General features: G+C 64.8%; 26 protein-coding genes and 3 tRNA genes. 11 read left to right on the plus strand and 18 right to left on the minus strand.

From position 1 onward, the window contains the following. Window positions 1-47 precede the first annotated feature (47 nt). Together AOP73_RS02505 and AOP73_RS02510 are read right to left on the minus strand one after the other, a co-directional pair. Window positions 48-428 (minus strand): RidA family protein, encoded by a 381-nt coding sequence (locus AOP73_RS02505; protein WP_061963056.1) that lies wholly within the window; start codon window positions 426-428, stop codon window positions 48-50. 25 nt (window positions 429-453) lie between these two features. Then, on the minus strand, window positions 454-2,217 hold the full coding sequence (locus AOP73_RS02510) for an ABC transporter ATP-binding protein (protein WP_061963057.1): 1,764 nt from the start codon (window positions 2,215-2,217) through the stop codon (window positions 454-456). A gap of 126 nt (window positions 2,218-2,343) precedes the next feature. Between AOP73_RS02510 and AOP73_RS02515 the strand changes: the two genes are divergently transcribed. Both AOP73_RS02515 and AOP73_RS02520 read left to right on the plus strand, forming a co-directional pair. Then, entirely contained in the window at window positions 2,344-3,162 is an 819-nt protein-coding gene (locus AOP73_RS02515) for an SDR family NAD(P)-dependent oxidoreductase (RefSeq protein ID WP_061963058.1), read from the plus strand. Window positions 3,163-3,171: 9 nt separating this feature from the next. Beyond that, complete coding sequence (locus AOP73_RS02520; protein ID WP_062210826.1) at window positions 3,172-3,399, plus strand: hypothetical protein; 228 nt, start codon at window positions 3,172-3,174, stop codon at window positions 3,397-3,399. Between the two features lie 64 nt (window positions 3,400-3,463). Here the strand turns inward: AOP73_RS02520 and AOP73_RS02525 are convergent, their stop codons facing one another. Together AOP73_RS02525 and AOP73_RS02530 are read right to left on the minus strand one after the other, a co-directional pair. Continuing rightward, window positions 3,464-3,808, minus strand: coding sequence for a metallopeptidase family protein (locus tag AOP73_RS02525; protein WP_061964770.1), 345 nt, complete (start codon window positions 3,806-3,808; stop codon window positions 3,464-3,466). A gap of 15 nt (window positions 3,809-3,823) precedes the next feature. Next, complete coding sequence (locus AOP73_RS02530) at window positions 3,824-4,174, minus strand: metallopeptidase family protein (protein WP_061963060.1); 351 nt, start codon at window positions 4,172-4,174, stop codon at window positions 3,824-3,826. Window positions 4,175-4,295: 121 nt separating this feature from the next. Between AOP73_RS02530 and AOP73_RS02535 the strand changes: the two genes are divergently transcribed. From AOP73_RS02535 to AOP73_RS02550, 4 genes are all read left to right on the plus strand, one after another. Continuing rightward, window positions 4,296-4,368, plus strand: a tRNA-Glu gene (locus AOP73_RS02535). A gap of 61 nt (window positions 4,369-4,429) precedes the next feature. Then, window positions 4,430-4,503: transfer RNA gene (locus AOP73_RS02540), tRNA-Asp, on the plus strand. A 79-nt stretch (window positions 4,504-4,582) separates the two neighbouring features. Then, a tRNA-Phe gene (locus AOP73_RS02545) sits at window positions 4,583-4,658 on the plus strand. Between the two features lie 211 nt (window positions 4,659-4,869). Then, window positions 4,870-5,250, plus strand: coding sequence for a phage holin family protein (locus tag AOP73_RS02550; protein ID WP_061963061.1), 381 nt, complete (start codon window positions 4,870-4,872; stop codon window positions 5,248-5,250). 7 nt (window positions 5,251-5,257) lie between these two features. Here AOP73_RS02550 and AOP73_RS02555 read toward each other — a convergent pair whose 3' ends face one another. The 3 genes from AOP73_RS02555 to AOP73_RS02565 form a co-directional block, all read right to left on the minus strand. Continuing rightward, window positions 5,258-6,289, minus strand: coding sequence for a DMT family transporter (locus AOP73_RS02555; RefSeq protein WP_061963062.1), 1,032 nt, complete (start codon window positions 6,287-6,289; stop codon window positions 5,258-5,260). Beyond that, window positions 6,286-6,846 (minus strand): methylated-DNA--[protein]-cysteine S-methyltransferase, encoded by a 561-nt coding sequence (locus AOP73_RS02560; protein WP_061963063.1) that lies wholly within the window; start codon window positions 6,844-6,846, stop codon window positions 6,286-6,288. Before AOP73_RS02560 ends, AOP73_RS02555 begins: the two co-directional genes overlap by 4 nt. Window positions 6,847-7,027: 181 nt before the next feature. After that, entirely contained in the window at window positions 7,028-7,234 is a 207-nt protein-coding gene (locus tag AOP73_RS02565) for a BldC family transcriptional regulator (protein WP_061964772.1), read from the minus strand. A gap of 217 nt (window positions 7,235-7,451) precedes the next feature. Between AOP73_RS02565 and AOP73_RS02570 the strand changes: the two genes are divergently transcribed. Beyond that, window positions 7,452-7,643 (plus strand): DUF3073 family protein, encoded by a 192-nt coding sequence (locus AOP73_RS02570; RefSeq protein WP_061963064.1) that lies wholly within the window; start codon window positions 7,452-7,454, stop codon window positions 7,641-7,643. Window positions 7,644-7,784: 141 nt separating this feature from the next. On the opposite strand, the gene purM is transcribed toward AOP73_RS02570, so the two are convergent. The 7 genes from purM to AOP73_RS02605 all read right to left on the minus strand — a co-directional run bounded on the left by purM (window position 7,785) and on the right by AOP73_RS02605 (window position 15,547). Further along, the gene (gene purM, locus AOP73_RS02575; protein WP_061963065.1) at window positions 7,785-8,891 is read right to left on the minus strand and encodes a phosphoribosylformylglycinamidine cyclo-ligase; all 1,107 of its coding nucleotides are present in this window, start codon (window positions 8,889-8,891) and stop codon (window positions 7,785-7,787) included. Continuing rightward, window positions 8,888-10,363, minus strand: coding sequence for an amidophosphoribosyltransferase (gene purF / locus AOP73_RS02580; protein WP_061963066.1), 1,476 nt, complete (start codon window positions 10,361-10,363; stop codon window positions 8,888-8,890). The genes purM and purF overlap by 4 nt, the downstream gene beginning before the upstream one ends. Then, entirely contained in the window at window positions 10,363-10,854 is a 492-nt protein-coding gene (locus tag AOP73_RS02585; protein ID WP_061963067.1) for an ATP synthase subunit c family protein, read from the minus strand. The genes purF and AOP73_RS02585 overlap by 1 nt, the downstream gene beginning before the upstream one ends. Window positions 10,855-10,945: 91 nt before the next feature. Then, complete coding sequence (locus AOP73_RS02590) at window positions 10,946-11,902, minus strand: carbohydrate ABC transporter permease (RefSeq protein WP_061963068.1); 957 nt, start codon at window positions 11,900-11,902, stop codon at window positions 10,946-10,948. Further along, window positions 11,902-12,975: a carbohydrate ABC transporter permease gene (locus tag AOP73_RS02595; RefSeq protein ID WP_369345509.1), complete on the minus strand. Its 1,074-nt coding sequence runs from the start codon at window positions 12,973-12,975 to the stop codon at window positions 11,902-11,904. The genes AOP73_RS02590 and AOP73_RS02595 overlap by 1 nt, the downstream gene beginning before the upstream one ends. An 85-nt stretch (window positions 12,976-13,060) precedes the next feature. Further along, window positions 13,061-14,446 carry an ABC transporter substrate-binding protein gene (locus AOP73_RS02600; protein WP_061963069.1) on the minus strand — a complete coding sequence of 462 codons (1,386 nt, stop codon included), beginning with the start codon at window positions 14,444-14,446 and terminating at the stop codon, window positions 13,061-13,063. Between the two features lie 246 nt (window positions 14,447-14,692). Further along, entirely contained in the window at window positions 14,693-15,547 is an 855-nt protein-coding gene (locus tag AOP73_RS02605; RefSeq protein ID WP_061963070.1) for a glycoside hydrolase family 6 protein, read from the minus strand. On the opposite strand from AOP73_RS02605, the gene AOP73_RS02610 reads away from it, so the two are divergent. After that, the gene (locus tag AOP73_RS02610; protein WP_061963071.1) at window positions 15,546-15,731 is read left to right on the plus strand and encodes a hypothetical protein; all 186 of its coding nucleotides are present in this window, start codon (window positions 15,546-15,548) and stop codon (window positions 15,729-15,731) included. The two genes, AOP73_RS02605 and AOP73_RS02610, sit on opposite strands and share 2 nt — an antisense overlap. Window positions 15,732-15,756: 25 nt before the next feature. Here AOP73_RS02610 and AOP73_RS02615 read toward each other — a convergent pair whose 3' ends face one another. From AOP73_RS02615 to AOP73_RS02625, 3 genes are all read right to left on the minus strand, one after another. Beyond that, the gene (locus AOP73_RS02615) at window positions 15,757-16,188 is read right to left on the minus strand and encodes a sterol carrier family protein (RefSeq protein ID WP_061963072.1); all 432 of its coding nucleotides are present in this window, start codon (window positions 16,186-16,188) and stop codon (window positions 15,757-15,759) included. 132 nt (window positions 16,189-16,320) lie between these two features. Then, window positions 16,321-18,666: a phosphoribosylformylglycinamidine synthase subunit PurL gene (purL, locus tag AOP73_RS02620; RefSeq protein ID WP_061963073.1), complete on the minus strand. Its 2,346-nt coding sequence runs from the start codon at window positions 18,664-18,666 to the stop codon at window positions 16,321-16,323. 192 nt (window positions 18,667-18,858) lie between these two features. Further along, entirely contained in the window at window positions 18,859-19,287 is a 429-nt protein-coding gene (locus AOP73_RS02625) for a hypothetical protein (RefSeq protein WP_061963074.1), read from the minus strand. Window positions 19,288-19,550: 263 nt separating this feature from the next. On the opposite strand from AOP73_RS02625, the gene AOP73_RS02630 reads away from it, so the two are divergent. Continuing rightward, window positions 19,551-19,973 (plus strand): rhodanese-like domain-containing protein, encoded by a 423-nt coding sequence (locus tag AOP73_RS02630; RefSeq protein ID WP_061963075.1) that lies wholly within the window; start codon window positions 19,551-19,553, stop codon window positions 19,971-19,973. A gap of 15 nt (window positions 19,974-19,988) precedes the next feature. On the opposite strand, the gene AOP73_RS02635 is transcribed toward AOP73_RS02630, so the two are convergent. After that, window positions 19,989-20,720: a hypothetical protein gene (locus AOP73_RS02635; protein ID WP_061963076.1), complete on the minus strand. Its 732-nt coding sequence runs from the start codon at window positions 20,718-20,720 to the stop codon at window positions 19,989-19,991. Window positions 20,721-20,927: 207 nt separating this feature from the next. On the opposite strand from AOP73_RS02635, the gene AOP73_RS02640 reads away from it, so the two are divergent. Then, the gene (locus AOP73_RS02640; protein ID WP_061963077.1) at window positions 20,928-21,956 is read left to right on the plus strand and encodes a LacI family DNA-binding transcriptional regulator; all 1,029 of its coding nucleotides are present in this window, start codon (window positions 20,928-20,930) and stop codon (window positions 21,954-21,956) included. Window positions 21,957-22,078: 122 nt separating this feature from the next. Then, entirely contained in the window at window positions 22,079-23,407 is a 1,329-nt protein-coding gene (locus AOP73_RS02645; RefSeq protein WP_061963078.1) for an ABC transporter substrate-binding protein, read from the plus strand. Window positions 23,408-23,412 lie beyond the last annotated feature (5 nt).

Raw genomic sequence — 23,412 nt, forward strand, 5'->3', positions numbered from 1 at the left:
TAGTGGTTGAAAATCCACCACCACGACGCCCTGCGTTCACGCGGTGGTTACTCCAACCCGTCGACCACCGCGTCGACCTGAATCTCCACCTTGTAGCGGGCATCCGCGAACGCACTCACCTCAACGATGGTCGCGGCGGGCAGCACCTCGCCGAACGCCTCGCGGTGCGCGCGGGCGACCAGCGGCATGTCCGCAATGTCGGTCACATAGGTGACCGTCCGCACCACGTCCGCAAGCGACGCCCCGGCCTCAGCGAGCGACCCTGCGATGACCCTCAGGGCATCGACTGACTGGACGTAGGCGTCACCATCGACGGCGTCGCCACGGGCACACGAGCCCGATACCCACACCTGATTACCGACGCGCACCGCCCGGGAGTAGCCGTACTCGGCCTCGAAGGGACCGCCCGAACTGAAGTTGTGTCTCATGCGAACATCGTAGGAGGGCAGGCACCTAGCGGGTTTGCATGCGGTGCAACGTGGCGTAGCGTCCCTCAGCTGCCAGCAGCTCGTCGTGCGAGCCCACCTCCACAATCCGGCCCCTCTCCATCACCACGATGCGGTCGGCGGCGCGGATGGTCGATAGCCGGTGCGCAACCACCAGTGTGGTGCGGTCTGCCACCAGGTTCGCGAGCGCGCCCTGGATTTTCTGCTCGGACTCCGTGTCGAGCGCGCTGGTGGCCTCGTCGAGTAGCAGGATGCGGGGGTCGCGGATAAGAGCGCGGGCGATTGACAGGCGCTGACGCTGGCCGCCGGACAATCGAGCCCCGCGGTCCCCCACCATGGTGTGAATGCCCTCGGGGAGTTCGTCGACAAAGTCCCGTGCGTTGGCGCTGGTCAGCGCGTCCCACACCACGGACTCCGGGACCTCACCCAGACCGTAGGTGACGTTGTCGAGGATCGAGCCCTCGAACATCACGGACTCTTGGGGCACCACGGAGAGGAAGCGCCTGGCGGTGCGTAGGTCCATCGTCTCCATGTCTACGCCATCCAGCAGCATGCGGCCGTCGGTGGGGCGCAGGAAGCCCAGCACCAGGTTCAGCAGGGTCGACTTTCCGGAGCCGGACGATCCCACGAGCGCCACCGTCTCACCCGTCTTGACGTGGAGATTGAGGCCATGGATGGCCGGCTCGCTGGCGCCGGGGTACTGGTACGTGACGTTCTCTACGTTGAGGTCCCCCTCCACCGATTCGACGCGGGCCTTGCCCTCGTTGAATTCGAGGTCGGGCTCCTGCAACACTCCGGCGATCGACTTGAGCGACTCGCCACCCTTGGCGGAGATCGGCACCAGTGACAGCAGCGCCGTCACCGCACCGGTGAGTAGCGAGAAATACGTGGACAGCAGCACTACCTGGCCCGCGGAGATGCCGATCAGCCCAGAGATGGACGCGGCAGCGGCGCCGATCAGGCAGAACACCGTGAGCATCTGCAGCGACACCCAGCTGAGGGCACCGAAACGCCCGTTGAGGATGTCCAGACGCAAGCCCGCAGAACGGACGTTCTCGGCACCGTGAGCGACGCGCTCGGCGGCCACGTGCTCGAGACCGTGCGCGCGCGTGATGGGCAGCAGAGTGGCCATCTCGCCCACACGTGAGGAGAACACCTCGACCTCACGGCGGAACTCCTCGTTGCGACGCGCGCTTGAGCGGCGCACCATCCACCACAACCCCGCACCGAAGGGCACCGCGAGCGCATACACCGGCAGGAACTGGGGCACCTGGATGGCCGTGATGACCACGGCACCCACAAACACCGTCGTCGCACTCAGGGCCGGTGCCCCTACCTGCAAGAAGGCGAGCTCCACGTTTTCCACGTCGCGCACTAGCTTGGTCTGCACCACGGCGGCCGATGCTCGGGAATGGAAGCCAATAGACAGCACCTGGAGACGGGCAATGAGGGCATTGCGCAGGTCCGCGCCGATTTGCCGGCTCGCACCCATGAACAGACGGATGAAGAGCATGTGGAACGGGTAGTTCTGCCCCAGCAGGATCGCGGCGGCGATCGCGAGGAAGCCAAGTTTGCGCATCGGCCCGCCGTCCACAACCGTGTCAACGACGGCGGCCGTCACGACGGGCAGCAGCCACAGCGGGCTGTCCTTGAGCACAAAGACCCCGGCGGCGAGGGCGAAGTTCTTGCGGTGAGGGCGCATCAACGTGCGCGCGCTGCGGACCGGGTGCGCTGCGTCGAGCTGAATCTCGGGGTGCTTGGGGTGGTGCACTGAAACTCCTCCACATAGATCCGCACGGGCGCAACGAACCTGGCAAGTCTATTGCCGCACCCACTCACACCCAATCCTGGGCACCATCCGGAACCCAAGCATCGGCTCCGCGGCTACGCTCGAAACATGACTGACCCCATTCTGATCACTGGTTGCTCCTCCGGCATGGGCCGCGAGGCAGCGCGCGCCCTCCTGGAGCGCGGCCACACCGTCTACGCCACTGCACGACGTCCGGAGACCCTCGCGGAACTCAAGGCCAAGGGCGCACACGTGCTCGCGCTGGACGTCACGGACCTCGAGTCGATGCGCGCGGCCGTGGCTGCCGTCGAGTCTGCCCACGGCGCCGTGGGCACGCTCATCAACAACGCGGGATACTCGCAGCCCGGCCCCATCGAGACCGTGCCGGTCGACAAGGCGCGCGCGCAGTACGAGACCAATGTCTTTGGGTTGACCCAGATGTGCCAGTTGGTGTTGCCGGCCATGCGCGCCAAGGGCTCCGGGCGCATCATCAATGTCGGCTCCATGGGCGGGCGGATGACGCTGCCGGTGAACGGCTGGTACCACTCGACCAAGTACGCGGTGGAGTCGCTCTCAGACGCGCTGCGCATGGAAGTGCGGCCGTTTGGCATTGACGTGGTGATCATCGAGCCTGGCGCCATCAAGACGGAATTCGACACCACCGCAGGGATGGGCGTCGGCATCGACATGGATTCGCCCTACGCCGAACTCGAGGTCGCCAATGGCCAGGTCTTCTCAGGTGCCTACGGCAAGGCCGCCGCAAGCGCCGAATACGGCGCCAAGACCTACGTCAAGGCCGTGGAGGCCCGCCACCCTCGCCACCGCTATCTCAACACCGTGTCGGGGCGCGTGGTGGTCTATGCGCGCCACTTCCTGGGCTCGCAGTTCTGGGACGCGGCGGTGGGCAGGGCCTACCGCTGGCGCTAGCCTGAAACCATGGAACCGTTCAGCATGACCAAGGGCACCGAGGTGAAGGTGTTCAGCCTCGAGAACAACGACGCCACACTCGTTGTCGCCACCTCCGATACGGCTCGTCCCGACGTGCCCGCGCGCATGCAGTACGAGGAGTGCGAGAACGACGCCGAGTCGACGGCAGTCGTCCAGAAGTTCGTGTTCGATCTACAGCGCCAGGGCTGGACCCTGGAGGACGAGCCCGAGGACTAGCCACCGGCGTCACACCAGCTGGCCGCGATACCAGCTGGCCCCGGCATCGGCCGGCGAGAGTCCGCTAGCCCCAGCCCAACTCGTGCAGGCGCGCGTCGTCGATGCCAAAGTGGTGCGCGATCTCGTGCACCACGGTGACGGTGACTTCCTCGCGCACATGGTCCGCGTCGTCGCAGAAGCGCAGCGTGGGATTCATGTAGATGAAAATGCGGTCAGGAAGCTCGCCCATGCCCCAGTCGGAGCCGCGCTCGGTGAGTGCCACGCCGTCGTAGAGGCCTAGCAGGTCGGGCTCGCCGGCCGGGGCGTCGTCCTCGATCAGGATCACCACGTTGTCGACCAACGCGATCAAATCCTCGGGGATCCCGTCGAGCGCGTCGTCTACCGCGGACTCGAAGTCCTCACGGGACATCTCGACTGTCACGGTTCAGTAGCCCAGTTCGCGTAGCCGCGCGTCGTTGATCCCAAAGTGGTGGCCGACCTCGTGCACCACGGTCTTGGCCACTCGCTTGCGGACCTCCTCGGGGGTGCGGGATAGGCGCTGAATTGAGCTGCGGTAGATGATGATGCGATCCGGCACCTGACCCACGCCCCAGTCGTTTCCGCGGCGCGTGCGAGCAACTCCCGTGTAGAGGCCGAGCAGGTTGGGGCGACCGGGCGGCGTCTGATCCTCAACCAGAATCACCACGTCGTCAATCAATGCGGTGAGGTCGTCTGGGATGAGGTCCAGCCCGTCGCGCACTGCGTCCTCAAACTCCTCGCGTGACATCTCGACCATGCCTCCATTGTGACGTACCCACGCTCACGCGGAAGCACGCGCGGCCCGAGTTGGATATTGGACTCGCTAACCCGTATCATTTGGAGGTCCACGGTGCCCTCACAAGGGGAATCGCGAACGGGCCCCCATCGTCTAGCGGCCTAGGACGCCGCCCTTTCACGGCGGTAGCACGGGTTCGAATCCCGTTGGGGGTACTAGTGGAGGCCAGATATGGTCTAAACTTCATACGTTCCTCTAGGAAACTAGGGATCGCAAGGCCCTGTAGCGCAGTTGGTTAGCGCGCCGCCCTGTCACGGCGGAGGTCGCGGGTTCAAGTCCCGTCAGGGTCGCGGGTTGAATGCCCCTTCTTAGGAAGGGGCATTCGTCTCAGTGGGGTACGGCTTCTCGCCGACGCCGTATCTCACGCCTGGCTCTGTAGCTCAGTTGGTAGAGCGCACGACTGAAAATCGTGAGGTCACGGGATCGACGCCCGTCGGAGCCACCAGCCACATCAACGAATCCCAGCCCCGCTCCCGCAGCGGGGCTGTTTCGTTTCCCCGAACTCCTTCGCCGCCCGATGCTGTGGCTGGGTTGAATACCTAGCCAGCCGTCGCATCGGCCGCAAAAAACGTGCAAACTAACATCGCTGGCACTTGAGCGTTTGCTATTGGGTGCCGATGACCTGTGTACTAGAGGCACGCCATCAAGGAGGAACCATGTCCGACAACAACATCGGTAAAGCGTTTGTGAACTCGGTCGTGTCCGCGTTCTTCGGCAACTGGATCTCCACGATTAAGACCGAGATTGAGATCGCCAAGATCGAGCTGAAGTACAAGGCGGCCGAGCTGGGCAAGGGCATCGGCATGCTCGTGGGCGCCGCGGTCTTCGGATTCTTCCTGCTCCTGCTCCTGCTGACGGCCGCCGTCGCTGGCCTCTCCACGGCACTACCCGTGTGGGCATCGGCGCTGATTGTGGCTGGCCTGATCCTGGTGATCGTGCTGATCCTGGGCATCTGGGGCGGCTACAAGGTCAAGAAGAACAAGGACATCAAGCCCGAGCGCGCCATCAACAACATCAAGAACTCGATGCCGTTCTAGCCTTGGGCTAGGTCTCGCGGGGGCTCTCCGCCACGCGAGCATCCTCGGACGCTTCTTCCCCGAGTTCGGGCAATTCCTCGATCTGAGATGCGCCGGCAATTGCTGGCTGCGCCGCCAGGCCCTCCTCAGCGACCATTACGGGCCCCTTCTTGCGTCCGGCGAGGGCTACCCCCACAAAGACGATGCCGGCGCCTGCAAGCTCGTACCAGGGCAGGTGGTCGCCAAGGACCACCACCCCCAGGAACGTCGCGACGACTGGCACCACATAGGTGACCGATGCCGCCGTGGTCGCCCCGGCTACCTTCACCACTCGCCAGAACAGCACGTAGGCAAAGGATGTGCCCAGGACTCCCAGCGCGATCAGCGCCCACATGGCACCCGAACTCAGCTCAAAGGCCGAAGGAGCCGGGGCGGGGCTCACCAGGACGAATGGGGCGAGCATCAGCGCCGACAGCCCAATTTGGGTAGCCGCGAGTGTGACGTTGGACTCTTGGACACGGTTCAGGAGCACACGCGAAAGCGTTCCGCCGATGCCGTAGCAGGCCGTCGCCCCCAGCATCAGTCCGGCGCCCAGCAGGGGGAACGAGTGGACGTTCCACGCGCCGAGCAGGACGGCGATCCCTAGGGCGCCAATCACCAGGCCCGTCAGCTGCAGACGATTGACCTTCTCCGCCGGGATCAGCAGCGCGACAAACAGCGCGGTCCACAGCGGGGTGCTTGCGTTCAGCAAACTGGCGAGGGTGGAGGTGATCTGCTGCTCGGCCATGGGGATCAACACCAGCGGGATGCCGGACATGAACACCGCAACGATGGCAATCGCGCCCACGTTCTTCCAGGACAGGTGGGGCCAGTTCTTGGTCCACGCCACCATCCCCAACAGCACCACGGCCCCGATTGCCACGCGCCCAAAGCCCACTTGCACAGGAGTGAACTCGCGCAGCGCAATGGCGATGAAAAGAAACGAGGAACCCCACGCGAGGGAAACCACGAGGAAGGCGGGCAACCAGGCGCGTAGTGGCGCGTCACCTACGCCCGTCATACGGAAGGCTCCGCTACGGCGCGCAGTGGGGCGGCATCGTCTTCCTGAGGGCTGGCCCGCTGCTCAAGGGCGATCATGCCGGCCTTCATCTCCACCCCACCAAAACCGTAGTTACCCAGAGCGCCGCCCGACTTGATCACGCGGTGGCACGGGATGAACAGGGCGATGTTGTTGCGTGCGCACGCAGTGCCGGCGGCACGCATGGCGCGAGGGCGACCGGCGGCTTCCGCGAGCTCCTGATACGAGATGGTCTCGCCGCTGGGGACGTCCCGCATGGTCTCCCATACCTCCTGGAAGAACGGGCCACCGTCCTGCTGGACATCGATGCCGCGCAGAAGGGAGCCATCGCCGGAGAGCCAGGCCTCGACCGCCGCGTCGATGTGAGGCAGCTCCCCCGGCGCCCAGCCGCGAGACAACTGTCGCAGAGACACACGCAGTGCCATGTCCGCTGCCGTGTGGAAGCCCGCAGACCGCACCACGCCGTCCTCCGGCGACACCAGCACCGCGAGCTCGCCAAAGGGCGTGTCGTACTCAGCGGCGACGAGCGGGAGGGGCATGCCGCAAGCGTACGCCCGAGCGGGCCGCTCGAGGGCGGCGATGTGCGAGCCATCGGGGGGTGAAGTGGCACCTGAATGCTGGGGCCGCCGCAGCATCGGCCGATGGTGAGGTCGAGACGCAAAGCAGCCCCCGTCCAGCGTTGGACGGGGGCTGCGACTAATGGTCGTGCGTAGTCAAAACTTAAGCCAGGTGGCGCTGCTCCTGGGCGTCGGCGAGTAACTGCTGCACCTCGGCCTCACGGAAGCGGCGGTGACCGCCCAGCGTGCGAATCGAGGAGAGTTTGCCGACCTTGGCCCAGCGCGTCACGGTCTTCGGATCAACGCGGAAAATCGCGGCAACCTCGCTGGGCGTCAGGAGCTTCTCCGGCTCCTGGATCGTTTCTGCCATCATTTTGTCCCTCAATCAGTCGTTGCCCTTGATGGGCTTCACACGTATTGAGACGGGTCAAGGCCCGGGCTATGACGCGGTTTCGGCAAGATTTCCTAAATAGTCGAATTGCCGGGAGTCGCATTGGGGGCCGTGGGCGTTGTAAAGTACGGGTTTAGGACTCAACCGTAGGGCGAGCGCGCACAGCGCAGTCCGCGAAGGTGGAAGGGACGGCGACATGGGACGCGGTCGTCAGAAGGCCAAAGACGCAAAGATTGCACGCGAGCTGAAGTACACGCCGCATGGTGCTGACTTGCGCGACCTCGAACGCGAGTTGATTCACAGCGATGCTGTGCGACCCGCCAAGGTCGAGGTAGCCGCCGAGGAAGATAACGACCCCTACGCCCGCTGGGCCAACGACGAGGACTGAGTTCCTGTCCGGAGCTAGTCGCTCCGACTTTGATTACTCCTGCTGAGTACGTGCCGACAGGAATTCCAGTTCTGACTGGAGTGGAGTCTGCGCGGTTCGGTTCCCCGCGCCTATCGAGGTCGTCGCCCGGCCAAGGTGCCGCTAGGCCCGGTAGGCCCCGCTCAGGTAGACCGATCCGCCGTCGACGCCCTTGGCGCCCTGAATAACGTCGGGGCCGCCAACGCGCCCGTCCTCTGGGAGGACCTCGCCGAGCACCCAAGCGGGAACACCGGCAGCTGCGGACTGCGCGATGAGAGCGTCCGCGTCCTCGGCGGCCACGATTGCCACCATGCCCACTCCCATGTTCAGCGTCGACTCCAGGTCGTTCCATGGCACCTTGCCAGCGGACTGCACCAGCGCGAAGATCGCGGGCAGATCCCAGGCGTCGCGCGCCACCGTCGCAGCGAGGCCGCGCGGAATGATGCGGGCCACGTTGGCCGCCAGGCCCCCGCCGGTGACGTGACTGAAGGCGTGCAAGCCAGCGTGGGCGGCCGCCATGTCGACGCAGAGCTGCGCGTAAATCCGGGTGGGCTCCAGGAGCTCCTCCCCTAGTCGCCGTCCCAGCTCGGGGATGTCCTGGTCGAGCGTCCAGCCGGCGTGCTTTACAACCGAGCGCACCAGCGAGTAGCCGTTCGAGTGCAGACCAGAGGCCGCCATGGCCACCACGACGTCACCCGCGGCTACCTTCTCGGGGCCCAGCAGTGCGTCCGCCTCAACCACGCCGATGGCCGCGCCGGCCACGTCGTAGTCGTCCGCGCCCATCACGCCCGGGTGCTCTGCCGTCTCGCCGCCGACCAGCGCGGTGCCAGCCATCTGGCAGCCTTCCGCGATGCCGCGCACAATGTCCGCGATGCGCTCCGGCACTACCTTCCCGCACGCGATGTAGTCGGTCATGACCAGGGGCTTTGCGCCGCACACCACAATGTCGTCGACCACCATAGCCACCAGGTCCTGGCCGATGGTGTCGTGCACGTTCATCTGCTGGGCGATCACGATCTTGGTGCCCACGCCATCGGTGGACGAGGCCAGCAACGGGCGCTTGTACGACTTCAGGGCAGAGGCGTCGAACAGTCCGGCGAAGGCTCCCACGCCTCCGAGCACCTCGGGGCCGTGAGTCTTGGCTACGGCACCCTTCATGAGCTCGACGGCCTTGTCGCCAGCGTGAGTGTCGACACCGGCATCGGCGTACGTAATTCCGTCGGCGGTCATCGAGCTACCTCTTCCTTTTGAACCATGAGCAAGTGGCGGGCGTCCACGGGCGGGTCGATGCTGTAGTCGCCGGTGAAGCACGCGGTGCACAGCCGATCCTCGGCCTGCTGGGTTGCGGCGACCATGCTGTCTAGCGAGATGTACCCCAAGGTATCCGCGCCAATTTGCTCCCGCAGTTCCTCGAGACTGTGCTCGACGGCAGCGAGCTCACCGCGCGTAGGGAAGTCAATGCCAAAGAAGCACGGCCACTGCACGGGCGGCGCGGAGATGCGCACGTGAACCTCGGCGGCACCCGCTTCACGGAGCATCGCGATGATGGCGCGCTGGGTGTTGCCGCGCACGATGGTGTCGTCGACCACGATCAGGCGCTTGCCCTCAATGACCTCGCGCAGCGGGTTAAGTTTGAGGCGAATGCCCAGCTGGCGCAGGGTTTGCGATGGCTGGATGAACGTCCGGCCTACATACGCGTTCTTCATCAGGCCCTGCGCGAAGGGGATGCCCGACTCTTGGGCGTAGCCCACGGCGGCCGGGGTGCCAGATTCGGGCACGGGAATGACCAGGTCCGCCTCGACCTGATGTTCGCGCGCTAGCGCCCGGCCCATCTCGAGTCGCGCCGCGTTGATGGACCGGCCGTTGATGGTGGTGTCCGGGCGGGCGAGGTAGACGTACTCAAAGATGCATCCACGGGGCGTAGCCTCCGCGAATCGGAACGACTGCACGCCATCGGCGTTGATCACCAGCAACTCGCCTGGCTCGACCTCGCGCTCAAAGGCTGCACCGACGATGTCGAGCGCAGGCGTCTCGGACGCCACGACCCAACCACCCGAGGGAAGCTTGCCGAGCTGCAGGGGACGCACACCGTGTCGATCGCGCGCCGCGTAGAGCGTGTCCTCGTCCATGAACGCGAAGCAGAACGCACCCTCAATCTGGGGAAGCAGCTCCAGCGCAGTCTCAGCGAGCGTGCCCTGATTCTTGTCGCCCAACAACGCCGTGACCACCGCGGTGTCGGTCGCCTTGCCGCCGCTGAGTTTGTTGCGCGCCGCTTCGCCTTGGCGCTCGCCCAGCAGTTCAAGCAACTGCGCCGTGTTGGTCAGGTTGCCGTTGTGTCCCAGCGCGACGGTGCCGTGCGCTGTGGGCCCGAGCGTGGGCTGTGCGTTCGCCCACGTGGAGGCCCCGGTGGTCGAATAGCGTGCGTGGCCGACTGCAATGTGGCCGGTGAGCGCCTCGAGCGCACCTTCATCGAAGACCTGCGAGACCAACCCCATGTCCTTAAAGACCAGGATCTTGTCGCCGTCCGTTGTCGCGATTCCCGCTGACTCTTGGCCGCGGTGCTGCAGCGCGTAGAGCCCAAAATACGTGAGCTTGGATACCTCTTCGCCGGGTCCGTAGACGCCAAAGACGCCACACGCGTCCTGCGGGCCCTTCTCGCCGGGCAGGAGGTCGTGGTTCAGGCGTCCGTCACCGCGAGGCATCAGGTGGGGTCTCCATTCGGGCGTTCTTTGGGTGGGGACTCTGGAATAGAGAGGTCTGTGTCTGCGGTCGCATCGTCGCCTACGGCGCGCTCGACGTCGTCGGCCGATGCATCGGAGCCAGCCACGGCATCGGCCGCAGCTTCTCGCGTGGCCACCTTCTCCGTGACGATGGCATCCTGCGGGAACAGCGGGCCGTCGGCCTGGTTTTTGAGGGGCTTGTCGAGGCGCGTCGCGATGACGCCGGCGAAGAGACCGCCGATGACCGCGAATCCCAGACTCAACAGCACCATGACGATGCCACGGCCCGCGCCGGTCGAGTTGGGCAGCACCGCTCCAAGCACGATTCCGAGCACGACTCCAATGCCGACACCCGTGCCGATCATGCGGCCAACTCGGGGGGCGTGGCGGATCGCCGCAGGTACGGCAGTGCGTCGCAATTCCTCGTTTGAGGGGACTGCCTTGGCCTGGTCGGGGGTGGGTGCGTCACTCACGGGGTTAAGTCTAGGCGGTGCGCCTCCAAGCGACGAACCGGGCGGCACCACAGCGAATGACACCAGTGCCTTCCGAGTGGTGGCTCCGCCCTTATCCCTTACTCGAACCCGCCAGAAGGCCCCTGACGAAGTACCGCTGCAGGCTGAAGAACACGATCAACGGGATGATCATCGAGATGAACGCTGCGGGCGGAACCAGGTAGGCGTACTGACCGTAGTCGCCGGCCAGATTGGAGATCGGATACGTCAGCGGATACGTGTCTGCGGACCCAAACACTGCGGAGACGAGCAGGTCATTCCATACCCACAGGAACTGGAAGATCGCGAGGGACGCGATCGCCGGTAAAGAGAGCGGGATGATGATCCTGAAGAAGATCTGCGTGTGGCTCGCGCCGTCCACTCGAGCGGCCTCAAGCACCTCACGCGGAATGTGCGACACAAAGTTGTGCAGCAGGAACACCGCGAGCGGGAGCGCGAAGATCGTATGCGCTATCCATACGCCAGAGAACTGGCCCGCTAGCCCTAGGTTCTCCGGGCCGAGCAGCTTCAGCAACGGGATCAGCGCCAACTGCAAGGGGACCACTTGCAACGCGAAGATGAGAACGAACAGGAAGGCCGAACCCCGGAATGGGATCCACGCAAAGGCGTAGGCCGCCATCATTCCGAGGACGAGCGGGAAGACCACCGCCGGCACAGTGACAACGATCGAGTTGAAGACATACTCAAGAAGCGGCGGAGCGGTTGAGTTGTCGCCAAAGGAGTCAAACAACACCTGGTTGAAGTTGCCGAACGTTAGGTCACCATCGGCCATCACCGTCCACCACGCATCGGTGCGGTAACGGCTGCCAGGTACGAGTGACGTCATGAACAACGCCACCGTAGGAATAGTCCACAGCATGGCGATGATCATGGCCGCCGCGGTGGCCCACGGAGAGGTGAGGCGCTCTTTGGCCTTCCGTGCGGCGGCATTGCCGCGAGAGACTCTGGTTCCGCCCTTCTTGGGGTTGTCGTCCTCGACCGGTCGCTGGGGAGGCATCGTGACACTCATCAGTGATTCTCCTTCACCTTGTTGAGGGATCGCACGTTGTAGATCACGATCGGGATGACGAACACGAAGAGGATCACAGCGAGCGCCGCACCGAGTGGCTCACGACCCTCAACAAAGCTGAGTACATACATGCGGTTGGCGACCACGTCGGTGCCGTCGCGTCCCTGCGTGACGGTACGGACGATGTCGTAAACCTTCAGCGCCATGATGGTGATAGTTGTCAGCACCACCACGATGGTGCTGCGGATCGACGGAATGGTGATGGACCAGAATCGCTGCCACGCATTGGCGCCGTCCAGCGACGCGGCCTCGTTCATCTCGACCGGCACACCCTTGATCGCGGCCGACAGAATCACCATGGCAAATCCAGTCTGAATCCAGACCAAGATAATGATCAGCCAGAACGTATTCCAGGGATTGTCTGTCAAGAAGTTGTACGGCTCTAGACCCACCAGGCTGCGTAGCGCGTTGAGCATTCCCGTCTGCTCGCCGACCTGGTTGTAGTCGTACATGATGTTGCCCCAGATGACCGAGGCGCCCACGAGCGAGATCGCCATCGGCATGAACACCAGGGACTTCAGGACCTTCTCGCCCTTCGCGCGGTCAATGAACACTGCGTAGGCGAGCCCGAATCCGGTGGAAAGCAGCGGCACCAAGACCATCCAGACGAAGGTATTGATGACGGTTCGGAGCGTCGACGGATCGGTGAAGGCAAAGCGGTAGTTGTCGAGACCGACGAACTGCATGACAGTCGTGTAGATGCCGGTGTCAGGGTCAGCCTCGTTGGAGACGTCGTTGAACGACAGCCAGGTGGTACTCAGGGCGGGATAGACCAGGCCGATCCCGAGGAGCAACAGCACTGGAGCGATCAACACAATCAGCGTGACTTTGTCGCGCCCACGGCCCTTGACCAGGTCCGCGCCGTACATGATCAGCAACACGATCGCGATAAACACGACGATCGCGATGCCTGCCATCAGCAGGTTCTGCCCCTGGGTAGCCCAAAAATCCGCCCCGAGACCGGAGGTCGGCAACACTCTCGATGCGGCGATCTGCATCTCCATCGGCACCATTGCCGACTCCTTTCGTCACGTCAGGCAAGGCCGCCTGTGCCCCGCACTTGGTACGGGGCACAGGCAGCTACTTACCGCGGATGGATCAGGGCCAGGAGTTTTCGATATCCGTGAGGACCGTGTTCAGCGGGGTACCACTGACATAGTCATTCATCCCGGTCCAGAACGAGGACGCTCCCACCACTGCGGGCATCAGGTCCGATGCGTCGAAGCGGAAGATCGTGTCTTCTCCCTGGAGGATTTCAATCGATGCCTGTCCGATGGGGCTGGAAGCGTTGGCGGGATCGAGGCCCTTGTTGGCAGAGATGACTCCACCGATGGAGACTCGCTCATTCGCCCACGTGTCCGAGGAAAGGAAGGTCTGCAGAGCGACCGTCTCGGGCTTGTCGTTGAATGCTGCGACGAACTCGCCACCGCCGGTAACGGCTGCTGGGTCGTCGGCATTCACGTTCGGCGTCAGGAAGGCCCAAATGTCACCATCCTCGGCAACGGTGGTGCCCTCCGGCCACTGGGCCTCGTAGAACGACGCCTGGTGGTGAAGCGAGCAGGATCCGTTGAGGATCTCGAGTCCCGCTTCTTGGAACGCGGTGTCGACGATCGAAGCCGAGTCTCCCAGTCCTCCGTTGACGTAGTCGGCGTTGAGCGCGACGTCGCCAAAGGACTCGAAGGCTTGGGTAATCTCAGGTGACGTGAAGTCGAGGTCTCCCGCGACCCACGCATCGTAGGCATCGGGTCCTGCCTGGCGAAGGACGAGGTCCTCAATCCAGTCCGTACCCGACCAGCCGGTTGCGGTGCCGGATTCAAAGCCGATGCACCAGGGCTTGTAGTTGGGGCCAGGGCCACCGTTGTCCGCCATGGTCGCCGTGAGGTCCATCAGCTCGTCCCACGTCGTGGGAACCTCGTAACCATTCTCGGCGAACTCCGTGGGTGAGTACCAGACCCACCCTTTGACCGAAGCCATCAGCGGCGACGCGTAGAACGTCGTGCCCACAGTGCCGTAGTTCTTCCAGTCAGGTGACCAGAACTCGTCGACGTTTGCGGACACAGCATCGGGCGCGGGAACAACCGCACCCGTACCGACCACGCGCTGCAACAATCCTGGTTGCGGAATGATCGCCAGGTCAGGGGCATTTCCACCCTCGACGCGAATGTTGATCTCGGTCTCAAACTCATCTGAGCCGTTATACGTGACGGCCACGCCGGTGCATTCCTCGAAGGGCACGAGCGACTCGGTGAGCTGCTCCGCCTCAACGCCCGAGATGGTCCCGTACAACTCGACGGCCGCACCATCAAAGGTGCCGTAGTCGCCGTAGTCTTCACAACCGGCCGCCATCGTGGCGCCTCCGCCATCACTGGTCGCGCCGCCGTCCGCGCTTGGAGTCGTTTCCGGGTCATCGCTGGATGAGCAACCGGCAATTAGGAGACCCGAAATCGCGGCAACCGCGACCAGGCCTACAGAACGTCTTTTCATGAGCAACGTGCCTCCTCTTCGTTGAGTCGGACCTCCCCAGATCCCGGTAGGGATTCGACGAGGCAGTGCCTGAATCGCTGACGACGAATACTCGCCAACCATGCAAGCGGTTGCTTTCCACCGTAGGTACTTACTGCCCTGGTGGCAACACTTAAAGTGCGAAATGCACAATTGTTACCCAATCACGACAAACCTCACAGCGCTCCAGACTCAGACCGGACGCTCTCGTCGAGGCGCGTGCAATAGTTACTGGCCGTTGCGGACCAGTTCCAGCGCGACCTCGTCCCACCAGGCCCCGGCCGCCGGCCCACCATTGCACGTGCCGTCGGACTCGCCCGGCACCTTGGTCCATACCGTTGCGATCATGTGGTCGCCGCCAATCACCTCCGGAGCAACGCCGATGGCCCGGCCGCGCGGATTGCACCACTCGCCGTCTGATCCATTGCCGTTGCGCGAAGTGTCGACCAGGAATGGCAGCCCCACCCGGAGACTCACCTGGTCCGCCCACGCCTGCTCGTCCGCGGTCGCGTTGTAGTTGGACGTGTTGGTCGCAAAGCCGGTGAGGTGCTCCGTGCCGACCATCCCAATGCGGTCGGCGGCCTCGGACACGCTCAGCCATGTGGAGTGGCCCACGTCGAGGAAGACCTTGGCCCCGGCATCGTCCAGCGCCTTGGCCGCGCCCGCGAGCAAGGCGACTCGATCGCCCTGGCCGTCGCAGTCGCCGAGCTGCGGGAGCGCGTCGGGCTCCAGGATCACCCAGGCGCCGCTACCCGCGATTGCTTCGCCGATGCTCGCGGCGAAGTCCAGGTACTGCTCCTCTGGCAGGCCGCCCGCACTGTAGAGACCGCAGTCGCGCCCGGGGATGGCGTAGAGCACGAACACCGGGATCTGGCCGGCCGCCTTGGCCCCCGCGGCCACCTGGGCCGCCTCACTTAGTGCCTCGCCGTTGTCACCGAGCCACGTCGCCGTGGGCTGATCCGCGAGCACCTTGAAGAGCGCGGCGTCGTCGACACGGCCCTCGTCCACTGCTCGCTGGTACGCGTCGTCTGCCTTCTTTGGCGCGTTAAAGAACGTTGCCGATGCTGGTGCGTCGTTGAGCATGCTGGCCTCCGTTGGGCTGGGGACGGGTGAACTACTAGGCGACGGCACGGCTGCGAGTGTGGCCGCCGGAGCGGTGGGTTCCGAGGGAGCTACGGCCGGCGCGGTGGGGTTGATTGGCTCCGGCTCGCTCGAGCACGCGGATAGGGCGAGCACCGTCGCCGCGGCAAGGGCGGCGAGCGCGTGATGCACGCGAGGCGCGTGAGGCACGGTCAGGCGTCCGTCAGGGGCAGCAGAGCGGAGAGGTTGGCGCGTTCCCCCGACGCGCTCACGTCGCCCGATGCGAGGGCCTCGTCCCACTCCCGGCGCCCGGTCGCGACGGCTAGCCAAATCTCGGGGCTCATCTCCACGACGCCCGGCGGCGTGCCACGGGTATGCCGCGGGCCCTCGATGCATTGGGTGGCGCCGAATGGTGGGACGCGCACCTCGAGGGCTTGGCCAGGTGCCCGAGCATTGAGCTCCTCGAGGGTGTACCGGACCGCGGTTGCGATGGTGGCGCGGTCTACCGCGGGCAGTGTTGCTCGGGAGTCCGCATGGTCGGCTCCCTGGAGGTCGCCGTCTCGTTGCTGATGAGGCTGAGCGGCGAGCCACGCTGCGACTGCGGCGCGGCCCTCGGGAAGCGCAATTCTGCGGCGGGTGGGCATGCGCCTAGCCTGTCACATCCACTTGCGTGCGGAAAGGGACCAACAGGATGCACAGCCACCCTCTAGGCGTGACGGATCGGACCAATAGCGCGCAAGGGCGAGCGGGACTGGAAAAAGCGCCCCCGCCGGCTGCTATCCAAAGTGGTGGAGGAGCGGACCCTCCCAGGCGATGTTCAACTCCGCGAGGGGCAGAACAAACTGATCCTGGACGTCCAGCACCGCGCCGGTGCCGTCCGAATCAAGCCCGTGCGGGGCTTCCTCGGTGACTCCCAGGCGGATCGCGGGCACGCCGCGAGCCTCGAGCATCGCCAAGAAGCGCGCCTCTTCGCCCCGGGGAAGCGCAACCAACACGCGCCCCTGCGACTCGGACAGTAGCGCCTGTGCGGGCGTGACGCCGTCGCGCTCGCAGATCTCTTCGAGCACCACGCGGGCACCCACGCCGTAGCGCAGCGCTCCATAGCTGAGAGCAGCGGCAAGGCCACCCTCAGAGACGTCGCGAGCCGCGTCAATCAGGCCGTCGCGCGAGGCAGCAACCATGACCTCTGCCAGGACGCGCTCCTTGTCCAGGTCCACCGCGGGCGGCAGTCCGCCTAGGTGCCCACTGAGGGAGGCGAACTGCGAGCCGTTCAGTTCATCACGGGTCTCGCCAAGCAAGTACAGCAGCTGGCCACCCTCGCGCCACCCGGAGGGGGTGACCCGCTCGACGGTATCGAGCACGCCCAGGATTCCGACGATCGCGGTGGGGTTGATGGAGGAGTCGATCTTTCCGGGCTCACCAGTGCCGTTGTACAGCGACACGTTGCCGCCGGTCACAGGCACCCCAAGCGTCTGGCACGCGTCCGCGAGGCCACGGATGGCCTCCACGAACTGCCACATGGCGTCGGGGTCCTCGGGCGAGCCGAAGTTCAGCCCGTCGGTCACCGCCAGCGGCACCGCCCCAGCGATGGCGACCGCGCGGTAGGCCGCGGCGATGGACTGCTGCGCACCCGCGTACGGGTCGAGCTTGGTGTAACGGTCGTTGGAGCGCGTGGCGATCGCGACGCCGCGGCCGGTGGTCTCGTCCACGCGGACAACACCGACGGTGTCGGGGCGAGCCTGCGCGGTGTTGCCCTGCACGTAGCGGTCGTACTGTCCGTAAATCCACTCGCGCGAGGACATGTTGACCGAACCCATCAGGTCCAAAACCACGGCGCGCAAATCGTCGCCGGTGGCCGGAAGTTCAAGCGAACCAGCATCGTCCGCCTGCAGGCCATCCATCCACGCGGGGCGCGCGAAGGGGCGGTCGTACACGGGGCCGTCGTGCGCGACGGTGCGGGGGTCGACGTCGACGATGCGCTCGCCGTGGTGGTCAATGGTGAGGCGGCCGGAGTCGTTGACCTCGCCCACGACGGAGGATTCGATGTCCCACTTCGCGGCAATCTCCATGAACGCGTCGAGCTTGCCCGGCGTGACGACCGCCATCATGCGCTCCTGCGATTCGGACATGAGAATCTCGCCGGCGTTCAGCGATGGGTCGCGCAACAGGACGTCATCGAGCCACACGTGCATGCCACCGGAGCCGTTAGAGGCCAGTTCCGAGGTCGCGCACGAGATGCCCGCGGCGCCGAGGTCCTGGATGCCCTGCACGACATCCGCGGCGAAGAGTTCGAGGCAGCACTCGATGAGCACCTTCTCCATGAACGGATCGCCCACCTGGACCGATGGCCGCTTGGTGGGGACTCCATCCTCGAAGGTCTCAGAGGCGAGGATTGAGGCCCCGCCGATGCCGTCGCCACCGGTGCGCGCACCGAACAGGACCACCTTGTTGCCCACGCCCTCGGCGGAGGCGAGGTGGATGTCCTCGTGCTTCATGACGCCCACGCACAGGGCGTTGACCAGAGGGTTTCCTTGGTAGCAGGAGTCGAAGATCGCGCCGCCACCAATGTTCGGCAGGCCCAGCGAGTTTCCGTAGCCGCCCACTCCACTGACCACGCCGTGGACCACGCGGGGGGTATCGGGGTGGTCGATCTTGCCAAAGCGCAGCTCATCCATGATGGCCACGGGGCGCGCGCCCATCGCGAGGATGTCGCGGACGATTCCGCCCACGCCGGTCGCGGCGCCCTGGTGGGGCTCGACGTAGCTGGGGTGGTTGTGGCTCTCGACCTTGAAGGTGACGGCCCAGTTGTCGCCGATGTCCACGACGCCAGCGTTCTCGCCGATGCCGACCATGAGGGACTTCTTCATCTCCTCGGTGGTCTTCTCGCCAAATTGGCGGAGGTGGTTCTTGGAGGATTTGTAGGAGCAGTGCTCGGACCACATGACGGAGTACATGGCGAGTTCGGCCGCGGTGGGGCGGCGGCCCAGCAACGCGACGATCGACGCGTACTCGTCGCTCTTGAGACCAAGCGCCGCGAACGGCATCTCCTGGTCAGGAGTCGCAGTGGCGTTGTCCACCGTGTCCAGGTGGGCGTTGGGCGATGCGGGCGCTTCGGAGCTCATGGGTTCCCTCGTGAGTGCGGGCGAACGGGGTCTGGGTCAAGACTACCGGGCGCGCGGGTGAGCGACGCATATCAACCAAAACGTGAACATGGGGCGCCGCGAGCGCTCAAAAGCCACCATTTCCTGAACGCTGGAGAGGGGCGCGGGGCAGGGAATACAGGGGGCAGGGTATACAGACTGTGGTGGTGCGGGTCAGCCCAGAATTTGGTCGACAGCGGCGCGCGCTCCCTCGAGCAAATCGCTATGACGCGATCCGGCCGCTCGCAGGTGCATGAGGTCCAGCCCATCCCACTCGTAGGCGCTCACACCGGGCAGACGCCCAATCGCGTCAGACAGCTTGTCGAGCCCATGCGAGCCCAGGATGGACTCCGCACTTGGTGACACCCACAGCACGTGCGAGTATCCGGAGCGACGCGAGGTACCGCAATCGATCACGACCGTTGCGGCCACGCTCGCGGGGGCGGTACGCGCAGTCAGGTTCTCCCCAGGCTGGCGGTCGGGAAGTCCCGTACGGCCCGCGTCTTCCCCGAGGGCGGGCGTGAACTCATGCGCCTGGTCTCCGAGACCGCGCACCAAATCTTCGAGGGCACCTGCGCGCTGCTCATCCGCTTGCTGTGCCATGCTCGCTCCCGCCTCGTGTCTCGTGGCTTCACTTTCCCTACAGTTCCACCTTAAGTACACCTTCGGCAGATTGATACCCGAGTATGAGGTTTTGTGCGTGATCCGTGTGGAGTCCGCACGCCATGAGCGCACGGCGCATGGGAGTCGCTCATCACCCGAACGTTGCCTACTCGCCAACCGTGAGGTGCGCACAAGCGGCCCATCGCCTCCGCGACCCTGCGCCTAGACTGGTGCGAGCATTGGCCGTCTGAAAGGAACCCATCGTGAGCAACTACGCCGGAGACATCACGCCGCAGGAGGCGTGGGACATCCTGACCACGAACCCCGACTCTCGCCTGGTGGACGTGCGCACCGATGCGGAGTGGCGCTTTGTGGGAGTCCCGGACACATCCTCGACCGGCTCCGAGCCGCTGTTCGTCGAGTGGGTCAGCTACCCCGACGGCGAGCGCAACTACCAGTTCGTCGCGCAGCTCAAGGAGCAGGGCATCGAGCCCGGCACCGACGCACCCATCATCTTCCTGTGCCGCTCGGGCCAGCGCTCGATCGGTGCGGCCGTCGCGGCGACTGACGCCGGCATCGGCCCGTCGTACAACGTCCTTGAGGGATTCGAGGGCGCCACCAACGAGGACGGCCACCGCGGATGGCAGGGGTGGCGCAAGGCCGGTCTGCCCTGGCGCCAGGGCTAAGTATCTAACGCCCGCCTACCGCTGAGGCGGGGTGATCCAGGCGCGTGCCTGGGCACGGGCGTTCTCCACTGCGGCGCGGCGGGCTCTCAGAGCATCGGCGTCGGTCACCTCGCGCGTCGAGGTCTCCTCGTCGATAGACCTCGTGAGTCCCTGAAGCGCCTGCAGTCCCTGGGCTGTCGACGCGGTTCCCGCTTCTGACGGGGCACTGTCACCGAGCTCGTGAAGCTCGCGATCCAGATCCAGCATGCGGGGGCGAGCGGCCTGCCAGAGTGATTGAGCCTCTGCCGCGGTGGACTTGGACAGCACCTGCGGGATCAGCGAGTCCTCGACCCAGGAGAGCTCGGACTTGGCCCGGTGAAGGCGCTCCATCCACGCCTTGCGCACGGCATTGCGACGCGCCAGCACGATGATGATGACCAGCAGAACCACGGCGACAAGCAGCCACGGCCACCACGTAAATGACGAGCCGTCTGAGTCGGCGTCCGATGTGGGGCTGGGCTCGGGGCTGGCCTCGGCCGTCACGGTCTGTGCGGGCTCGGGATCCTCGGTCACGGTGGGCTGAGGCTCCGGGTCATTGGTGACGGTCTCGGTGGGAACGGGAACCGCGCTTTCACTGGGCCTCGAGGGAATGCTGATGCTGGGCAGGCTCGACGGGTCAATGTTGTCGATGACACCGCAACCGGCGGTGCCCATCACCAGGGTGGCTCCGAGAGCCAATCCGACGATGGAACGGGCTGACTTTCTCACAGGACTCCCCTTGGTCGGCCAGTTGGCGCGAAGTGACGTTGACTTCGACCCTAACCGAGCGAGAGAGGACCTCCCGGGACATTCACGGCAGAGTCCCGTATGTAACGATTAGGTCTCCGCGGTTGCATTGTTGGCGACGAGAACTTATTGTCGTAATCACGACGAAGCATCGAAGCGCTTCGACTCCGAGACGACAACGAGGTCACTGTGGCAACTATCGCAGACGTAGCGAACGAGGCTGGTGTTTCCATCAGCACTGTCTCGTATGCCCTCAGCGGCAAGCGCTCAATCTCGCCTTCAACCCGGGACAAGGTCGAGGCTGCAGCCACCAAACTTGGATACCGCCCCCACGCCTCGGCCCGCATGCTCGCCGCAAATCGCTCGCACATCATCGCCGTGACCGCCCCTTTGCACGCCGACACCGACCACAGCGCGCACATGCAGTTCGCCATGGAGGTCACGCAGTCCGCTCGTGAGCACGACTACGACACGCTGCTCTTGGTTCACAACGATGCGCTCGAAGGTATGCAGCGCTCGGCCGCCACATCGCTCGCTGACGGCATCATCGTCTTGGATGTGGACGCCCATGACGACCGCGCGGCGCTTGCTCGCACCCTCAAGTGCCCCATCGTCTTCATCGGAATCCCCGAGGACACGGACGGGCTAGTGTGCGTCGACCTCGACTTCGAGGCGGCCGCGGAGTTGGCCATCGACCGGCTGATCGACGCCGGCCGCACGAACATTGGCCTCATCTCCCACCACCAGGAGACACTCGAACGCGAGTCCAACTTCCCGCTGCGCTTCTTGCACGGATTCCGCAAGCACGCAACGGAAAACGGCGTCGACTCGGCCATCGCGTACCCCACGGAACACCGTGCACACGAGGCTGTCGCGGCACTTCTTGCCGAGCTGCCCGACCTTGACGGCCTCGTGCTCAATACGTCAGCCGATGTCGCCGCGTCGGTCACGGCCGCGCTAGCTGAGCACGGCAAGTCCGTGCCCGTCGACGTCTCGGTGATCGCCGCTGGTGTCACCTTCTCCACTCACCGCTTCCCCCTAGCTCTCGACACCATTCCCCTCGACGCGCACGCCTCGTGCTCAGTCGCGGTCGACATGCTCGTCGAGATGGTGGAAGACGGCCTCAAACCGCCCGCGACCACCCTTATCGCTCCCACCTACATCAACTTCGGATCGGTCACATCCTCGACCGCGTCCGTCATCCCCCAGGTCAACTAATGACAATCCACTAGTTGACTGAGTCAGGATCATTGTCGAAGCGCTTCGATGAAATCGGCAATGACAGCAGTATCCACGGCGCACCGTCACCCCGCGACGACGCCACTACAAGGAGGTAGAACATGATGAAATCCCGCACCTGGACGTTCGCTGCGGTGGCCGCAGCTGGCGCCCTCACCTTGGCGGCCTGCTCGTCCGACGACGGTGGCAGCGCAGCCCCGTCAGGAAGTGCCGGCGGCGATGCCGACTACACCGGCCAGACCCTCAACGTGATGCACTACGAGGGCGCAGACTCGGCCATGGGCATCGCCTGGAACAAGGCCATCGAGATTTTCGAGGAAGAGACGGGCGCCACCGTCAACCTCGAAGAGACCGCCTTCGAGGACCTGCGCACCTCCGCCGAGCAGCTCTTTGACTCGTCCGACGCACCCGACGTCGCCGAGTACAACAAGGGCAACGCGACAGCGGGCCAGCTCGCATCGATTGGCGTGATCCAGAACCTCGACGATGCATATGAGCAGTTCGGATGGGGCGACAAGCTCGCCGACTCCGTCGCCACCACCGCCAAGTACTCCGATGACGGAGTCATGGGCTCGGGTAGCTACTACGGAGTTCCGAACTACGGCGAGTTCGTCTTCCTTTACTACAACCAGGACATGTTCGATGAGGCCGGCATCGCCGTTCCCACGAGCGTCGAGGAGATTGAGGCCGCGGCCCAGCAGTTCGCCGATGCCGGGGTCACCCCGTTCGCGGAATCGGCCCAGGAGTACCCCTTGGGTCAGCTCTGGTACCAGCTCGCACTCAGCCAGGCCGATCGCTCGTTCGTCGATGCCTATCAGCTCTATACCGCTCCCGTCGACTGGCAGGGAGCCGAGATTAGCTACGGCACACAGACCCTGAGCGACTGGATCGACAAGGGATACATCTCCAAGGACGTCACCGGAATGACCGCGGAGGACGCAGGCGTGCAGTTCATCGCCGGCGAGACCCCGATGTTCTACTCGGGTTCATGGTGGTACGGGCGCTTCCTCGACGACATCAGCGACTTCGAGCTCGGCATCTCCAACTGGCCGAGCACGGAACTGACCCCGGGATCCGGTGGCAACATGTGGGTCGTCCCCGTCGAGTCCAAGCAGCCCGAACTGGCGAAGGCGTTCATCGACATCACCATGCGCCCCGAGGTCCAGAACCTGCTGGGCGAGTCCGGCGGTCTTCCCGTCGCAGCCAACACCGACGAGATCACGAACGAGGACGCCAAGGCGCTCATCGAACTCTTCAACGAGGTCAATGACCGCGACGGCCTGGCCTTCTACCCCGACTGGCCGACGCCCAGCTTCTACGGCGACCTCAACGGCGTTCTCCAGGGTCTGGTGAACGGCGACTTCACTCCCGAGCAGGCGCAGACCGAGCTCGAGGGCTACTACGAGGACTACGTAGCGGATCTCCGCTAGTCCCA

The sequence above is a fragment of the Demequina aurantiaca genome (assembly GCF_000975135.1).
In the GTDB taxonomy this organism is placed as follows: Bacteria; Actinomycetota; Actinomycetes; order Actinomycetales; family Demequinaceae; genus Demequina; species Demequina aurantiaca.

What these genes read in the sequence shown, in the direction of transcription:
- AOP73_RS02515 (WP_061963058.1), top strand. Translation starts at nt 2,344, where the DNA reads ATGACTGACCCCATTCTGATCACTGGTTGCTCCTCCGGCATGGGCCGC.
- AOP73_RS02625 (WP_061963074.1), bottom strand. Translation starts at nt 19,287, where the DNA reads ATGGCACAGCAAGCGGATGAGCAGCGCGCAGGTGCCCTCGAAGATTTG.
- AOP73_RS02595 (WP_369345509.1), bottom strand. Translation starts at nt 12,975, where the DNA reads ATGGTGCCGATGGAGATGCAGATCGCCGCATCGAGAGTGTTGCCGACC.
- AOP73_RS02605 (WP_061963070.1), bottom strand. Translation starts at nt 15,547, where the DNA reads ATGCTCAACGACGCACCAGCATCGGCAACGTTCTTTAACGCGCCAAAG.
- AOP73_RS02600 (WP_061963069.1), bottom strand. Translation starts at nt 14,446, where the DNA reads ATGAAAAGACGTTCTGTAGGCCTGGTCGCGGTTGCCGCGATTTCGGGT.
- AOP73_RS02525 (WP_061964770.1), bottom strand. Translation starts at nt 3,808, where the DNA reads ATGTCCCGTGAGGACTTCGAGTCCGCGGTAGACGACGCGCTCGACGGG.
- AOP73_RS02565 (WP_061964772.1), bottom strand. Translation starts at nt 7,234, where the DNA reads ATGGCAGAAACGATCCAGGAGCCGGAGAAGCTCCTGACGCCCAGCGAG.
- AOP73_RS02590 (WP_061963068.1), bottom strand. Translation starts at nt 11,902, where the DNA reads ATGAGTGTCACGATGCCTCCCCAGCGACCGGTCGAGGACGACAACCCC.
- AOP73_RS02615 (WP_061963072.1), bottom strand. Translation starts at nt 16,188, where the DNA reads ATGCCCACCCGCCGCAGAATTGCGCTTCCCGAGGGCCGCGCCGCAGTC.
- AOP73_RS02505 (WP_061963056.1), bottom strand. Translation starts at nt 428, where the DNA reads ATGAGACACAACTTCAGTTCGGGCGGTCCCTTCGAGGCCGAGTACGGC.
- AOP73_RS02520 (WP_062210826.1), top strand. Translation starts at nt 3,172, where the DNA reads ATGGAACCGTTCAGCATGACCAAGGGCACCGAGGTGAAGGTGTTCAGC.
- AOP73_RS02570 (WP_061963064.1), top strand. Translation starts at nt 7,452, where the DNA reads ATGGGACGCGGTCGTCAGAAGGCCAAAGACGCAAAGATTGCACGCGAG.
- AOP73_RS02645 (WP_061963078.1), top strand. Translation starts at nt 22,079, where the DNA reads ATGATGAAATCCCGCACCTGGACGTTCGCTGCGGTGGCCGCAGCTGGC.
- purM (WP_061963065.1), bottom strand. Translation starts at nt 8,891, where the DNA reads ATGACCGCCGACGGAATTACGTACGCCGATGCCGGTGTCGACACTCAC.
- AOP73_RS02610 (WP_061963071.1), top strand. Translation starts at nt 15,546, where the DNA reads ATGCTGGCCTCCGTTGGGCTGGGGACGGGTGAACTACTAGGCGACGGC.
- purF (WP_061963066.1), bottom strand. Translation starts at nt 10,363, where the DNA reads ATGCCTCGCGGTGACGGACGCCTGAACCACGACCTCCTGCCCGGCGAG.
- purL (WP_061963073.1), bottom strand. Translation starts at nt 18,666, where the DNA reads ATGAGCTCCGAAGCGCCCGCATCGCCCAACGCCCACCTGGACACGGTG.
- AOP73_RS02550 (WP_061963061.1), top strand. Translation starts at nt 4,870, where the DNA reads ATGTCCGACAACAACATCGGTAAAGCGTTTGTGAACTCGGTCGTGTCC.
- AOP73_RS02560 (WP_061963063.1), bottom strand. Translation starts at nt 6,846, where the DNA reads ATGCCCCTCCCGCTCGTCGCCGCTGAGTACGACACGCCCTTTGGCGAG.
- AOP73_RS02530 (WP_061963060.1), bottom strand. Translation starts at nt 4,174, where the DNA reads ATGGTCGAGATGTCACGCGAGGAGTTTGAGGACGCAGTGCGCGACGGG.
- AOP73_RS02555 (WP_061963062.1), bottom strand. Translation starts at nt 6,289, where the DNA reads ATGACGGGCGTAGGTGACGCGCCACTACGCGCCTGGTTGCCCGCCTTC.